Source organism: Caulobacter sp. GW822-FHT07D08 (assembly GCF_058798735.1).
Genome location: NZ_JBXAKU010000004.1, coordinates 37,003 through 51,452, shown reverse-complemented (window position 1 = coordinate 51,452; position 14,450 = coordinate 37,003). Strand labels below are relative to the sequence as shown.

Genomic DNA, 14,450 nt, shown 5'->3' with positions numbered 1-14,450 from the left:
CGACAAAAAAGCCGCCGACCCGGGGGATCGGCGGCTTTCTCGTCTCAGTGAAGCTGTCGCCTATTCAGCGCCAGCCTCGGCGGCTTCGCGCGTGTCGTAGACGTGGTCGACCAGGCCCCAGTCCTTGGCTTCGTCCGAGCTCATGAAATGGTCGCGGTCCAGAGTGCGCTCGACCTCTTCATAGGTGCGGCCGCAATGCTTGACGTAGATCTCGTTCAGACGACGCTTGGTCTTGATGATGTCCTCGGCGTGGCGCTCGATGTCCGAGGCTTGGCCGCGGAAGCCGCCCGACGGCTGGTGCACCATGATGCGGGCGTTCGGCAGGGCGATGCGCTGGCCGGCGGCGCCGGCGGCGAGCAAAAGGCTGCCCATCGAGGCGGCCATGCCCATGCACACCGTCGAGACCGGGCTCTTGATGTATTGCATGGTGTCATAGATCGCCAGGCCAGACGTCACCACGCCGCCCGGCGAGTTGATGTACATGGCGATCTCTTTCTTGGGGTTCTCCGACTCCAGGAACAGGAGCTGGGAGCAGATCAGGCTGGCCATCACGTCCTCGACGGGGCCGGTCAGGAAGATGATCCGCTCCTTCAGAAGGCGCGAGAAGATGTCGTAGGACCGCTCGCCACGGCTGGTCTGCTCGACCACCATCGGAACCAGGTTCATCGCCGTCGAAACCGGATCGTACATCATTGGGGATTACCCTTTTCGTGTGTCTTTGGCGCGAAAACGAATCAGCCCCCGCGCGCCGTCGCTATCGCATATCGCGTGGCGCTTAACAGGTTGCAAGGAGCCGGCGGTTTCGTGGCGGTACGAAAAAGGCGCGACCCTCGCGGACCGCGCCTTGATCATCTCGACTTAATCGGGCCTTAGCCGCCGTAGCCTTCCGGCAGGTCGTCTTCCTCCAGGAGCTCGTCCTTGGAGACTTCCTTTTCCTCGACCTTGGCCTTGTTGAAGATCAGGTCGACGACCTTGTCTTCATAGATCGGGGCGCGCAGGGCGGCCTGCAGGTCGGCGCGCTGGCGGTACATGTCGAACACCTGCTGGGCTTGCGCGCCGTACTGGCGAGCTTCGCGCATGATGGCGTCGGTCAGTTCCTGGTCGGTGACGACCACGTCGTTCTTGCGGCCGATCTCGGCGAGCACCAGACCCAGGCGCACGCGGCGCTCGGCGATCTTGCGGTACTCGTCCTTCAGCTGGTCCTCGGTCTTGTCGGCGTCTTCCGGCGGCAGGCCGCCACGAGCCTTGTCGGCCTCGACCTGTTGCCAGATGCCGGCGAACTCGGCGTCGACCATGCGCGGCGGCAGCGGGAACTCGTGCTTGGTGTCCAGCACGTCCAGCAGGGCGCGCTTCAGCTTGAAGCGCGAGCTGTTTTCATAGCGGCTGCCCAGGTTCGAGCGCAGCAGCTCCTTCAGGGCGGCCAGGTCCGACAGACCCAGGCGCTTGGCCAGTTCGTCGTCGGCCTTGCCGTCGACCGGCGCGCGGACTTCGGTGACCTTGGTGGCGAATTCGGCGTCCTTACCGGCCAGTTCGGCGGCTTGGTACTCTTCCGGGAACTTCACCTTCACGACGATCTCGTCGCCCGGCTTGGCGCCGACCAGCTGTTCTTCGAAGCCCGGGATGAACTGGCCCGAACCCAGGACCAGTTCAGCGCCTTCGGCCTTGCCGCCGGCGAACTCGACGCCGTCGATCGTGCCGACAAAGTCGATCAGCAGTTGGTCGCCGTCCTTGGCCTTCAGGCTCTTGCCCGTGCGCGGCTCATAGGTGCGCGCTTGCTTGGACAGCTCTTCCAGGGCCTCGTCGACTTCCTCGTCACCGACCTTGTAGACCGGCTTGACCAGCTCGATCGTGGTCGGGTCGATCGGATCGAATTCCGGCATCACTTCGACCGCCAGGTCGAACGCCAGGTCGAGACCGCCGTCGATGACCTTGTCCATGTCCGACGTCGGGTTCAGTTCGGGCTGACCAGCCGGACGCAGCTTGTTGTCGTCGAGGACCTTCTGGGTGGTCTCGTTCAGCGCCTGCTCGATGACTTCGCCCATCAGGCCCTTGCCGTACAGACGGCGCACGTGAGCGGCGGGCACCTTGCCCGGACGGAAGCCCTTCACGTTCATCTGCGGAGCGACTTCGGCGATGCGCGCTTCCAGGCGCGTGGCCAGTTCACTCGCGGGCACCGTGACGCTAAAAACGCGGCTGAGGCCTTCGCCCGACTTTTCAACGATCTGCATCGACATTCTTATTTTCTCGGGTCCGGGACGCCGCGCGCCCGAGCTCCGCCCTGGGGGTCCAAAAGATCGACGCCGCCCCGCGAGAGCCGGGGGGCGGCGAAAGACCGCCCTTATGTCACGACGTGCGCGAGCATCCAAGAGCGGCGGCGACAAAACTCATCCGGGCCTGGAGAGCCAGGTGAGAAGAGTGGTGCGGATGAGAGGACTCGAACCTCCACGCCTCTCGGCGCCAGAACCTAAATCTGGTGCGTCTACCAGTTTCGCCACATCCGCGTGGGTGCGGGCTTACGGATTTGAGCCGGGCCGCGCAAGCCCGTAGAGTTCGGCGAGAACCGCGGGCGCGAGGCCCGGCAGGTCCTCGGCGATCAGACCCGGGCCGTGACGGGCGCCGCACTCGGCGTGGATCCAGGCTCCGGCGCAGGCGGCCTCGAAGCTCTCCATGCCCTGGGCGATCAAGCCGCCGATGAGCCCGGCCAGGACGTCGCCCGAACCGGCGGTCGCCAGCCACGGCGCTCCGTTCAGCGACACCGCCGCCCGACCATCCGGCGCGGCGACCACGGTGTCGGGCCCCTTCAACAGCACGACCGCCCCCGCCCGTCTGGACGCCTCCCGCGCGGCGGCGATGCGTTCGGAAGACTTGGCCAACAAGCCTGGAAAGATTCTCTCGAACTCGCCCGGATGCGGCGTCAGCACGTCGTCGCGATCGAGGCAGGCGAACAGGCTGGCCGGGTCGTGCCGGAAACTGGTCAGGGCGTCGGCGTCGACCACCAGAGCCGCGCCCGTGCTGGCCAAGGCCTGCAGGTTGCGGGCGGTCGCCTCCCCCACCCCGGCCGCTGGGCCAATGATCACGGCGTCGGCCTCCTCGGCGGCGACGGCAAGGTCGGCCTCCGCTCCGAACGGCGCCAGCATGATCGCTTCAAGATGCGCGGCGTTCACCGCCAGAGCTCCCGGCGGCGACAGCACGGTGACCGCGCCGGCGCCGACTCGTAAGCCCCCGCGCGCCGCCAGCCGCGCCGCCCCGGTGCTCCACATCTCGCCGCTAATCACCTTCAGCCGGCCGCGCGTATGCTTGTGGGCGTCGAGCGCCGGCCAGGGAAAGCGCTTGGCCCACAGGTCCGGATCGTTCTCGAACAGGTTCGCGCCCTCGCCGGTCCTCAGCCCGATGTCGGCCAGCACGACCTCGCCGCAGGCCTTACGCCCCTCGATCAGCACATGAGCGGGCTTGCGGCGATGAAAGGTGACGGTCAACTCGGCGCGAAAGGCGGCGTCGCCCAGCGGACGGCCGGTGTCGCCATGGATCCCCGAGGGCGTGTCGACCGCGACGATGGCCAGCGGTCGCTCCTGGCTGGCTCGCGCCAGGCGCTCGACCACCCCCTCCAGCGGCCGCGACAGGCCGGCGCCGAACAGAGCGTCTATATAAAGCGCATCCGGCGCGAGATCGGTCGACAGCGACCGCACCTCGCCCTTCCATCGCGAGGCCGCCCAGCGGGCGGCGTCGGTGGATGGCGGATAGGCGGCCTCGACCGCCACCTGCCAGCCGCGTCGGCGCAGATGCCGCGCGGCGACGTAGCCATCACCGCCGTTGTCGCCGGGGCCGCACCAGATCACCACGGGACGGCGGGCGTAACGAGCCCGGACGGCCTGGGCCACGGCCTCGCCCGCGCGCTCCATCAGCACGCGGACCGGCGTGCCGTGTTCGACGGCGGCGCGGTCGGCCGCGGCCATCTGGGCGACGGTCAGAATCTCTCGCGCCACGCCTACTCCTTCAAAGCACCTGGCTCTGAGCTTCGCGCCCTTTCTCCACCAGGATCAAGCGGTCGCCGTCGATCTTGAACACGGTGCGCGAGCAATGATCGGGGCGGAAGGCCACGACCTCGGCCTGACCGGTGGCGACGCCGACCGCCGCGTTCAAGGCGACGAAGTGGCTGAACACCGCCGCGCCAGGGTATTCGCGCAAGGCGGCGCCCACGCCTCGCGTCCAGGCGACATAGTCCAGGTCACCCTGGATCTCGCCCCAACGCCCCTCGAAAGCCCGCTTCAGCCAGGCGGGCCGCTCCTCGTGCGACAACGCCGTCGGAGTCGGGATCTCGCCGACGCGCGGGTCGATGATCAGGTCGACACCCAGCGCCCGCGCCAGCGGCTCGGCGGTCTCGCGACAGCGGCGCAAGGGCGAAGACACCACGCGCGTCGGCCGCTCGGCCAGAGCCAGGATCGCCTCGGCGGCGGCGTCGGCCTGGGCCTTGCCGATCGTGTCGAGACCGGGATCCTCGTCCGCTCCGCCCCAGGTCGCGGCGGGTTTTCCGTGGCGGATCACGTGGACAAGGGTCATGGTTCAATCCGGAATGAAGAGATTGCGGACGCCATCCGGATGCGGGCCGACCACGCCGGTCCGGCCCACGCCCTCCCGACTTTCCAGGTCAAGGAGCACCTCCGGATCGTCCGGGGTCTGGGCCACGAAGCGGTGGCCCCGCGCGTCACGGCCGATCACGATGCCCATCCGCGCGCCCTCGCGGCCGTGGACGACGGTGTAGGTCTCGATGGTCGCGGCCCCTTGCGGCGTCTCGACGATCTCGGGATGCGGCAGGGCGTCGATCCGGGCCTGGATCACCGACGGCGGCTGGCGCTCCCATTTTCCTTCGACGGGCCGCGTCGAATAGATACCCACCGACTGCTTGGTCAGGAACCAGCCGTTGGCGGTCGACAGGCCGTAGGCTCCAGGCCGTTCGCGCAGCTTGCCGACCATCTCGGCGATGGCGTGCAGGGCGTAGTTGTTTCCTGGTCCGCCGAAGTACGGCAGACCGCCGGTGATGGTCAGGCCACGCGGATCGTCCAGCGCCAGCCCGATCTCCTCGGCCCCGATCCGCACAGCGGATGGGAAGCAGGAATAAAGATCGATGAGCTCGAGATCCTCAACGCCGATCCCGGCCATCTCCAGGGCCCGCTCACCGGTCAGGCGCATGGCGGGGCTGGAGTGATAGTCCTGGCGTTCGAGCGGGTACCAGAGGTCCGAGGCGTCGGCGCAGCCGTGCAGGAAGACCCATTTGTCCTCCGGCACGCCCAGCTCGCGCGCCTTGCGGACGCTCGCGATCAGGACCGCCGCCGACTGGTCGACCTCCATGATGGCGTTCAGGTACTTCGGGTACGGATAACCGATCATCCGATTACGGTCGGTCACCGAGACCAGCTCCTCGGCCGAGCGCTCGACCGGGAACCAGGCGTAGGGATTGGCGGCGGCGACCTTGGTGAAGGGCGCGAAGAGCTCACCAAGCTGCTTCTGGTGATCTTCGAGCGATCGCCCGTCCCGCGCCCGCAGCGCATTCTCGAACAAGGGATAGGTGTTCACCGGATAGCCGAGACCGTGCGCGCCCTCCTGCTTGGTCACCCCCGGACGCGGGTCGCCGATCCGCCGCGGCGTGCTGGTAAGGTCGTCGCCCCAGCCCTCGAAGCCTAGGCCGCCCTTCATCCGCTTCATCAGCGATCCCAGGAACTCTGCCCCGGTGACCAGGGCGAACTCCGACTCGCCCCCCGCGATCCGCTCGCAGACGACATTGACCGCCTGCTGGGGGCTGTTGCCACCGGTCTGGGTGTAGACGCTCCAGGCCGGCGAGGCCGAAAACGCCCGCGCCAGGGATGCTGGCGGATCGGCCAACCTGGGCAACGGCAGTTTCGACAACCCTCCCGGCGCATCGATACTGAACGCCACGACCGCCAAAGCGTCCAGATCGGCAAGAACCGACCCTTTGAGCCCGGCATCCAGCACCGCTCGCTCCGCCGCAACTTTCAGCAGTTCCAGCGGGGATGGCGAATTTCCGGCGTCGCCCCGATACGTGAATTGGCCCGCGCCGATCAAAACCGGTGTGTCGTCGCGCATATCCGCCCCCGTTCAAACGATCGTTGGGCTCGATCGTAGGCGCGAAACCGCATGCCGCAAGGCTATTTGGCGGCCATTCCAGAAATGCATATTTCAAAGGCGCCAGGCGCCCAAACTTCAAACACATGCCCGCAAGACAACCAAACGGTCATAAATGTCTCCGGCGCTCGCTTGCGGCGCTGGGGTCAGCGTGATGGTTGCGCGCTCAGTGAAGCGGTTCGCCGCCCGGGCCCGAAAGTGGAACCGATGAAGAAGATCGAAGCCGTCATCAAGCCGTTCAAGCTGGATGAGGTGAAGGAGGCCCTGCAGGACATGGGCGTCCAGGGCATGACCGTGCTCGAAGCCAAGGGCTACGGCCGCCAGAAGGGCCACACCGAGCTGTATCGCGGCGCCGAGTACGTCGTGGACTTCCTCCCCAAGATCAAGGTCGAGGTCGTCGTCGAGGACAGCCAACTCGAGCCCGCTCTGGAAGCCATCACCCGCGCGGCCCGCACCGGCCGCATCGGCGACGGCAAGATTTTCGTCTCGGAGATCGCGGAAGTCATCCGCATCCGAACCGGAGAAAGCGGCCCGGCCGCCGTCTAACTAGGCCGGACCGTCAACACGCTTAAGCGCTCAAGAAGGGGATACGGAATGAGCACCGCCAAGGACATCCTGAACCTGATCAAGGAAAAGGACGTAAAGTACGTCGACGTCCGCTTCACCGACGTGCGCGGCAAGATGCAGCACGTCACGTTCGACATCGACCTGGTCGACGATGACTTCCTGAATGACGGCACGATGTTCGACGGCTCGTCGATCGCCGGCTGGAAGGCCATCAACGAGTCGGACATGAAGCTGCGCCCGGACCTGTCGAGCGCCATCATCGACCCCTTCTACCAGCAGACCACGCTGGCCCTGTTCTGCGACGTCGTGAACCCGGACGACGGCACCCCCTACAACCGCGACCCGCGCTCGATCGCCAAGGCGGCCCTGAACTACGTGAAGTCGGCCGGCGTGGGCGACACCGTCTATTTCGGCCCGGAAGCCGAGTTCTTCATTTTCGACGACGTCCGCTGGTCGACCGCGCCGAACAACACCGGCTACTCGTACGACTCGACCGAACTGCCGAGCAACACGGGCAAGGAATATCCGGAAGGCAACATGGGCCACCGCCCTGGCCCGAAGGGCGGCTACTTCCCGGTGAACCCGGTCGACTCGGCTCAGGACCTGCGCGGCGAAATGCTGGCCGTCATGGGCGAGCTGGGCATGAAGCCGGAAAAGCACCACCACGAGGTGGCTCCGGCCCAGCACGAACTCGGCCTGAAGTTCGACACCATGGTCGTCATGGCCGACCGGATGCAGCTCTACAAGTACGTCATCCACAATGTCGCCGCGGCCTACGGCAAGACGGCCACCTTCATGGCTAAGCCGATGTTCGCCGACAACGGCTCGGGCATGCACGTGCACCAGTCGATCTGGCAGGACGGCAAGCCGCTGTTCGCCGGTGACAAGTACGCCGGCCTGTCGCAGGAGTGCCTGTACTACATCGGCGGCATCATCAAGCACGCCAAGGCCATCAACGCGTTCTCGAACTCGACGACGAACTCGTACAAGCGCCTGGTGCCCGGTTATGAAGCCCCGGTGAAGCTGGCCTACAGCTCGCGCAACCGTTCGGCCTCGATCCGCATCCCGCACGTCGACTCGCCGAAGGCCAAGCGCCTGGAAGCCCGCTTCCCCGATCCGATGGGCAACCCCTATCTGACCTTCGTCGCCCTGCTGATGGCCGGCCTGGACGGCATCATCAACAAGATCGACCCGGGCGCTCCGGCCGACAAGAACCTCTATGATCTGCCGCCCCGCGAGCAGAAGAAGATCCCGGAAGTCTGCGGCTCGCTGCGCGAAGCCCTGGAAAGCCTGGACAAGGACCGCGCCTTCCTGAAGGCTGGCGGCGTCATGGATGACGACTTCATCGACAGCTACATCGAGCTGAAGATGGAAGAGGTGATGCGCCTGCAACTGCACCCGCACCCGGTCGAATTCGACATGTACTACAAGTGCTGATCGCGTAAGCGCTCAGAACAAGGACAAGGGCCGGAGAGCGATCTCCGGCCCTTTTTCTTGCGCCGCGAGGCCAGACCGCTCCGCGAGTAGAATGACTTATTACTTACTGGGCGCCGCCTGAACAAAATTGTCGCAACTTCGCAACATAACCGACGTAATCGGCTCGAAAGAGCTGTTTTCGATCAAGACGAGATATCCCGACGGCCGCTGTTTCGCCTATCGCAGCGCAACAGAAGCGCCGTTAACGCCCCGGTCAGAGTCGGCGAACGGCGCGCTCCATCACAGGATGTCTCCATGCTCCCCAACCGCTCTTTCCGCCGCGCCCTCACGGTGTCGTGCGGCCTGACCGCCCTCGTGGTCTCGCTGGCCGCCGGCTCGGCCGCCATGGCTCAGGACACCACTGTCGGCGAAGTCGTCGTCACCGCCCAGAAGCGTAGCGAAAACCTGCAGGACGTCCCGGTCTCGGTCGCCGCCATCTCCGGCGAGCGCCTGCAGTCGGTCTTCGCCGCCGGCGAAGACATCCTGACCCTGTCGGGCAAGGCCCCAGGCCTCTACGCCGAGTCCTCGAACGGCCGCGTCGCTCCGCGCTTCTACATCCGCGGCCTGGGCAACGCCGACTTCGATCTGGCCGCCTCGCAGCCGGTGTCGATCATCCAGGACGACGTCGTCCTGGAGAACGTCGTCCTGAAGAGCTCGCCGATCTACGATCTCGACCACGTCGAAGTCCTGCGCGGTCCGCAGGGCACGCTGTTCGGCCGCAACACAACGGCCGGCATCGTCAAGTTCGACACCATCAAGCCGAGCGACGAAACCAAGGGCCGCCTGGCGGCCACCTACGGCAGCTACAACACCGTCACCCTGGACGGCGGCTATGGCGGCGCCATCGTCCCGGGCAAGGTCGCTGTCCGCGCCTCGTTCCTGCTCCAGCGTCGCGACGACTACATCGACAACACCTACACCAAGCAGGAAAACGCCCTGGGCGGCTTCAACGAAAAGGCCGCTCGCGTTCAGCTGCTGGTCACGCCGAACGACAAGCTGAGCGCCCTGTTCAACGTCCACGGCCGCGACCTGGACGGCACCGCCGCCGTGTTCCGCGCCAACGTGCTGACCAAGGGCTCGAACAAGCTCAACGCCAACTACGACCGCGACAAGGTCGCCTTCGACAACACCGCCAACAACCCGCAGAAGTACAAGGGCTACGGCGCCTCGGCCAACATCGGCTACGACTTCGACGGCGTGAAGCTGACCTCGATCACCGCCTATGAAAACACCCACGGCTACAGCCTGGGCGACATCGACGGCGGCAACCCGGGCGGCCCGGGCTTCATCCCCTTCCAGTCGAGCACCCAGGACGGCATCAAGAACCTGTTCCAGTGGACGCAGGAAGTGCGTCTGGCCAGCGACACCGACGGTCCGCTGAGCTGGCAGGTCGGCGGCTTCTACTTCGACACCAAGTACGACATCCGCACCGACCCGTTCTTCATGCCAGCCACCACCCTGCGCCAGAAGAACAAGTCCTGGGCGCTGTTCGGTCAGGCCTCCTACGCGGTCAATGACCAGCTGACCCTGACGGGCGGCCTGCGCTACACCGACGACGACAAGGACCTGAACGTCGTGTCGGGCCCGAACCCGGCCCCGGCCGTCTCGGTGTCGGACTCCAAGGTCAGCTGGGATCTGTCGGCCTTCTACAAGATCGACGAGGACGTCAGCGTCTACGCCAAGGTCGCCTCGGGCTTCCGCGGCCCGTCGATCCAGGGCCGCGACATCGCCTTCGGCTCGCCCGCCTCGTCGGCCAAGTCCGAAACGATCATGTCGTATGAGCTGGGCCTGAAGAGCGAGCTGTTCGAACGTCGTGTCCGCCTGAACGGCGCGGTCTTCGCCTACAGCATCGACGACCCGCAGTTCAGCGCCGTTGGCGGCGGCAGCAACTCCAACCGTCTGATCAACGCCAAGAAGGGCGAGGCCTACGGCCTGGAACTGGACAGCGAATTCGTGGTCACCCCGAACTTCGTCGTCACGGCCGGCTACAGCTACGCCCACACCAAGATCAAGGACAGCACCCTGGCCGTCGCCCCCTGCGCCGCCTGCACGGTCACGGACAAGCTGAATGGCGCGGGCCTGGCCCTTGTGGACGGCAACCCCTTCCCGAACGCGCCGAAGTACACCTTCGACGTGACGGCGCGCTACTCCTACCCGGTCGCTTCGGGCGAGCTGTTCGCCTTCACCGACTGGAAGGTCCAGGGCTACACCAACCTGTTCCTGTACCAATCGAAGGAGTTCTACTCGAAGGGCGACTTCGAGGGCGGCCTGAAGGTCGGCTACGCCGACAAGGACGCCGGTTGGGAGCTGGCGGCCTTCGCCCGCAACATCACCAACGAGAGCAACATCAAGGGCGCGATCGACTTCAACAACCTGACCGCCTTCGTCAACGAACCCCGCGTCGTCGGCGTCTCGCTGAACGCCAACTTCTAGGACCTTCGGGTCTTCGAAACCGGAAAGGCCGCGGATCGCTCCGCGGCCTTTTTCTTTGCGTCTACGTTTTCAGGCCGTGGCCAGTGACCGGGATCGTCTCGAAGCGCTGCGGGAAGCCGGCGATGATCGGCCGCCCCTTGGTGATCGCCGCCTGCACCGACGGCAGCTTCAAGGAGGCGGCATGGGCGTCCTTGTCGGTCCAGACCTCGGTGATCCACAGCGCGTCGGCATGGGTCGGATCCTTGGCGATCACGTAGCTGAGGCAGCCGGGCATGTCGTTGGTCCCCTCGCCCAGGATCGCCAAGAGCTCATCGCGCTTGCCAGGCGCGGCCAGCATCTGTCCGATCAGTCCGTACATGGGCGTCTTCTCCTGGGCCAAAACACTCGAGGCGCGAGCGGCGGGCGCGAACGCGGCGACGGCGAGGCCGCCGGCCAGCACGTCGCGCCGGATGATCTGGGTCATGGATTTCTCCCCTCGACCGCACCTTGCGTCAGCACAGTCCGGATAGTGGCAGCAGCCTACTTCGCCTTGCACTCGCCCTGAGCCGAGACGCTGACTCCCGCCGCGCCCGCCTCGCAGGCGTTGCCATAGGTCTTGCCGTCGCAGCCGCAGACCGGCTGGTAAATCCTCATGCAGACCCGCGGCGCCTTGCGGCAGACGCCCGCCGCATCGGCGACCCGCCCGCAGACTCCGGCCTCCATCTGGCAGGCCAGGCCGGACTGGCATTGGAAACCCGCGAAGCCGCCGCACATGCCGCCCTCGGCGACCGGGGCGCGCGGCGACTGTTGCGGCGGTCCCGATGGTCCCGACGCGGTGGGCGCGGTGCAGGCGGCCAGCAGCGCGACGGCGAGACAGGCGAGCAGACGGCGCATGGACGACCTCCGAAGAACAGGCGGAACGATTTCGCCGGCGACCGGCTCCATTCGCTCTCCTTTGACTTGATAACGAGGTTCATTTCGTCTGTCCTTCCCGCCTCTTCGAGAGTCGGGGTTTTTCATGATCAGATGGCGTTACACGGCGATGGCCGTGAGCCTGCTCGCGCTTGGGCTTTCGGCCTGCGCGACGACCGGGACCGGCGGTCCCGCCAAACCGTCCAGCACGACCCAAAAGGATGGCAAGCCGGCCGAGAAGGCCGAGATCAAGCCGCTGCCCAAGGGCCTGGACGGCCAGGCTTCGACGGGCTTCCCGTCGACCTACAAGCCGTTCCCCTCGCAGGCCACGGCCTTTGTCGGCGCCACGGTGCTGACCGCCACCGGCCAGCAGATCGAGAACGGCGTCGTCGTCACCTCGGGCGGCAAGGTCGTCGCCGTCGGCGGTCCCGACACCGCGATCCCGGCCGACGCCGTCAAGGTCGATGCCACCGGCAAGTGGCTGACCCCGGGTATCATCGACGCCCACAGCCACCTGGGCGTCTATCCCTCGCCAGGCGTCCAGGCGCGCTCGGACGGCAACGAGGCCACTGACCCGAACACCGCCCAGGTCTGGGCCGAGCACTCGGTCTGGCCGCAGGATCCGGGCTTCAACCGGGCCCGCGCCGGCGGCGTGACCACCCTGCAGATCCTCCCCGGCTCGGCCAACCTGTTCGGCGGCCGCTCGGTGACGCTGAAGAACGTCCCCGCCCTGACCATGCAGGGCATGAAGTTCCCCGACGCCCCCTACGGCCTGAAGATGGCCTGCGGCGAGAACCCCAAGCGCGTCTACGGCGGCAAGGGTCGTTCGCCCTCCACCGCGATGGGCAACGTCTTCGGCTATCGCAAGGCCTGGATCGACGCGGCCGACTACGCCCGCAAGTGGGACGACTTCCGCGCAAAGCAGCAGAAGGGCGAGAAGGCCGATGCGCCGAAGCGCGACCTGCAACTGGAGACCCTGGCCGGCGTGCTGAAGGGCGACATCCTGGTGCAGAACCACTGCTACCGCGCCGACGAAGAAGCCACGATGATCGATATCGCCAAGGAGTTTGGCTACAAGATCACGATGTTCCACCACGCGATCGAAAGCTACAAGATCGCGCCCCTGCTGGCCAAGGAAGGCATCTGCTCGGCCACCTGGGCGTCGTGGACCGGCTTCAAGATGGAAAGCCTGGACGGCATCGACGCCAACGCCGCCATCCTCTGGAAGAACGGCGCCTGCGTGGTCATCCACTCGGACGACCCGATCATGACCCAGCGGCTGAACCAGGAAGCCGCCATCGCCATGACCGCCGGCAACAAGCTGGGCTACGGCATCAGCCGGGCCGAGGCGATCAAGTGGATCACCGCCAACCCGGCCAAGGCCATGGGCATCGGCGACAAGACCGGCTCGATCGAACCCGGCAAGGCCGCCGACCTGGTGGTCTGGAGCCGCGATCCGTTCAGCGTCTACGCCCAGGCCGAGAAGGTCTTCATCGACGGCGCGCTGATCTACGATCGCAAGGACGCGCGCTTCCAGCCCAAGTCCGATTTCGAGCTCGGCCAACCCGGCCAGGGAGCGTTCAACTGATGATCCGGTCACTGCTTCTCGCCAGCGCCGCCTGCGCACTGGCCCTTCCCGCGGCGGCCGAAACGGTCGCCATCGTCAACGCCCGCATCGAGCCGGTCTCCACCGCCGCGATCCCGAACGGGACCCTGGTGATCAAGGACGGCAAGATCGCCGCCCTGGGCGCCAGCGTCGCCGTGCCGGCCGGCGCCAAGGTGATCGACGCCAAGGGCGGGGTCGTCACCCCGGGCCTGGTCGCCTCGTCCTCGAACCTCGGCGCGTCCGAGGTCAGCGGCGTGCGCGAGACCCGCGATGACGGCACCGGCAATGCGCTCTCCGCCGCCTTCGACATCAGCTACGGCATCAACCCGGCCTCGACCTTCATCCCGTTCGCCCGGGACGGGGGCATCACCAGCTCGGCCGTCGTGCCGGTGCTGTCGGGAACCGGGGGCGGCGCTCACGAGCATGCCGACGACGGCGTGGTCGAGGAGATGACCGCCGGCAAGACCGGCGACGGCGATCCCTCGCTGTTCGGCGGCCAGGCCGCGTTCATCCGCCTGAAGGCCGGGGCGAGCGACATCGTCGAGGCCTCCAAGCTGGCCGTCACCGTCTCGCTGGGCGAGAGCGGCGCGCGGGCGGCCGGCGGTTCGCGCGGCGCCGACCTGATCCTGATCCGCTCGGCCCTGGAGGACGCTCGCGCCTTCGCCAGCCGCCGCGCGGCCTTCGAGCAGGGCGCGACCCGGGACTTCGGTCTCTCGCGCCTCGACCTGGCGGCCCTGATCCCCGTCGTGCAGGGCAAGACCCCGCTGCTGATCCGCGTCTCCCGCGCCGCCGACATCCGCCAGGCCCTGAAGCTGGCGGCCGAGGAGAAGATCAAGGTCATCCTGGAAGGCGTCGAGGAAGGCTGGCTGGTCGCGGCCGAGATCGCCAAGGCCGGCGTGCCGGTCATCGTCGATCCGCAGGCAGACCTGCCCGACAGCTTCGAGACCCTGGCCTCGCGCCTGGACAACGCCGCCCGCCTGAACGCCGCCGGCGTGAAGGTGGCGATCAACGGCTCGCGGGACTTCAATAACCTGCGCCAGGAACGGCTGAACGCCGGCCTCGCGGTGGCCAACGGCCTGCCCTATGCGGCCGGCCTGGCCTCCGTGACCCTGGTTCCCGCCAAGATCTGGGGCCAGGACGGCAAGATCGGCTCGCTGGAGGTCGGCAAGCTGGCCGACGTCGTGGTCTGGAACGGCGACCCGCTGGAGACCACCAGCTGGCCGCTGAACGTCTTCGTGGGCGGCGTCGAGCAGCCGCGGGACAGCCGCCAGACCCAGCTGCGCGACCGCTACGCGGCCACCGACCAGAGCGGCTATCCGCCCGCCTATCGCTAGGCTTT

Annotated in this window: 12 protein-coding genes and 1 tRNA gene; 5 read left to right on the top strand and 8 right to left on the bottom strand. The window is 66.8% G+C overall.

Features of this window, described 5'->3' with window-relative positions; translation table 11 throughout:
- Positions 1-60: 60 nt before the first annotated feature.
- The 6 genes from AC1RJ9_RS09045 to AC1RJ9_RS09020 all read right to left on the bottom strand — a co-directional run bounded on the left by AC1RJ9_RS09045 (position 61) and on the right by AC1RJ9_RS09020 (position 6,099).
- The gene (locus tag AC1RJ9_RS09045; RefSeq protein WP_492838623.1) at positions 61-693 is read right to left on the bottom strand and encodes an ATP-dependent Clp protease proteolytic subunit; all 633 of its coding nucleotides are present in this window, start codon (positions 691-693) and stop codon (positions 61-63) included.
- A 176-nt stretch (positions 694-869) separates the two neighbouring features.
- Positions 870-2,228, bottom strand: a complete 1,359-nt coding sequence (gene tig / locus AC1RJ9_RS09040; protein ID WP_492838625.1) for a trigger factor — start codon at positions 2,226-2,228, stop codon at positions 870-872.
- A gap of 188 nt (positions 2,229-2,416) precedes the next feature.
- Positions 2,417-2,501: transfer RNA gene (locus AC1RJ9_RS09035), tRNA-Leu, on the bottom strand.
- 12 nt (positions 2,502-2,513) lie between these two features.
- Positions 2,514-3,983, bottom strand: a complete 1,470-nt coding sequence (locus AC1RJ9_RS09030) for an NAD(P)H-hydrate dehydratase (RefSeq protein ID WP_492838627.1) — start codon at positions 3,981-3,983, stop codon at positions 2,514-2,516.
- A gap of 10 nt (positions 3,984-3,993) precedes the next feature.
- A complete protein-coding gene (locus tag AC1RJ9_RS09025; RefSeq protein WP_492838629.1) occupies positions 3,994-4,557 on the bottom strand; it encodes a histidine phosphatase family protein in 564 nt (187 codons plus the stop codon).
- A gap of 3 nt (positions 4,558-4,560) precedes the next feature.
- Positions 4,561-6,099, bottom strand: a complete 1,539-nt coding sequence (locus AC1RJ9_RS09020; RefSeq protein ID WP_492838631.1) for an acetyl-CoA acetyltransferase — start codon at positions 6,097-6,099, stop codon at positions 4,561-4,563.
- Positions 6,100-6,345: 246 nt separating this feature from the next.
- On the opposite strand from AC1RJ9_RS09020, the gene AC1RJ9_RS09015 reads away from it, so the two are divergent.
- The 3 genes from AC1RJ9_RS09015 to AC1RJ9_RS09005 all read left to right on the top strand — a co-directional run bounded on the left by AC1RJ9_RS09015 (position 6,346) and on the right by AC1RJ9_RS09005 (position 10,614).
- Positions 6,346-6,684, top strand: coding sequence for a P-II family nitrogen regulator (locus tag AC1RJ9_RS09015; RefSeq protein ID WP_099577548.1), 339 nt, complete (start codon positions 6,346-6,348; stop codon positions 6,682-6,684).
- 48 nt (positions 6,685-6,732) lie between these two features.
- Positions 6,733-8,142 (top strand): type I glutamate--ammonia ligase, encoded by a 1,410-nt coding sequence (glnA, locus tag AC1RJ9_RS09010; protein WP_492838633.1) that lies wholly within the window; start codon positions 6,733-6,735, stop codon positions 8,140-8,142.
- Between the two features lie 294 nt (positions 8,143-8,436).
- Positions 8,437-10,614: a TonB-dependent receptor gene (locus AC1RJ9_RS09005; protein WP_492838635.1), complete on the top strand. Its 2,178-nt coding sequence runs from the start codon at positions 8,437-8,439 to the stop codon at positions 10,612-10,614.
- A 61-nt stretch (positions 10,615-10,675) separates the two neighbouring features.
- Here AC1RJ9_RS09005 and AC1RJ9_RS09000 read toward each other — a convergent pair whose 3' ends face one another.
- Both AC1RJ9_RS09000 and AC1RJ9_RS08995 read right to left on the bottom strand, forming a co-directional pair.
- Entirely contained in the window at positions 10,676-11,077 is a 402-nt protein-coding gene (locus tag AC1RJ9_RS09000; RefSeq protein ID WP_492838637.1) for a putative quinol monooxygenase, read from the bottom strand.
- 56 nt (positions 11,078-11,133) lie between these two features.
- A complete protein-coding gene (locus tag AC1RJ9_RS08995; RefSeq protein WP_492838639.1) occupies positions 11,134-11,487 on the bottom strand; it encodes a Kazal-type serine protease inhibitor family protein in 354 nt (117 codons plus the stop codon).
- 124 nt (positions 11,488-11,611) lie between these two features.
- Here AC1RJ9_RS08995 and AC1RJ9_RS08990 point away from each other — a divergent pair, with 124 nt between their 5' ends.
- Together AC1RJ9_RS08990 and AC1RJ9_RS08985 are read left to right on the top strand one after the other, a co-directional pair.
- Positions 11,612-13,093: an amidohydrolase gene (locus AC1RJ9_RS08990; protein ID WP_492838641.1), complete on the top strand. Its 1,482-nt coding sequence runs from the start codon at positions 11,612-11,614 to the stop codon at positions 13,091-13,093.
- A complete protein-coding gene (locus AC1RJ9_RS08985) occupies positions 13,093-14,445 on the top strand; it encodes an amidohydrolase family protein (RefSeq protein WP_492838643.1) in 1,353 nt (450 codons plus the stop codon). Before AC1RJ9_RS08990 ends, AC1RJ9_RS08985 begins: the two co-directional genes overlap by 1 nt.
- Positions 14,446-14,450 lie beyond the last annotated feature (5 nt).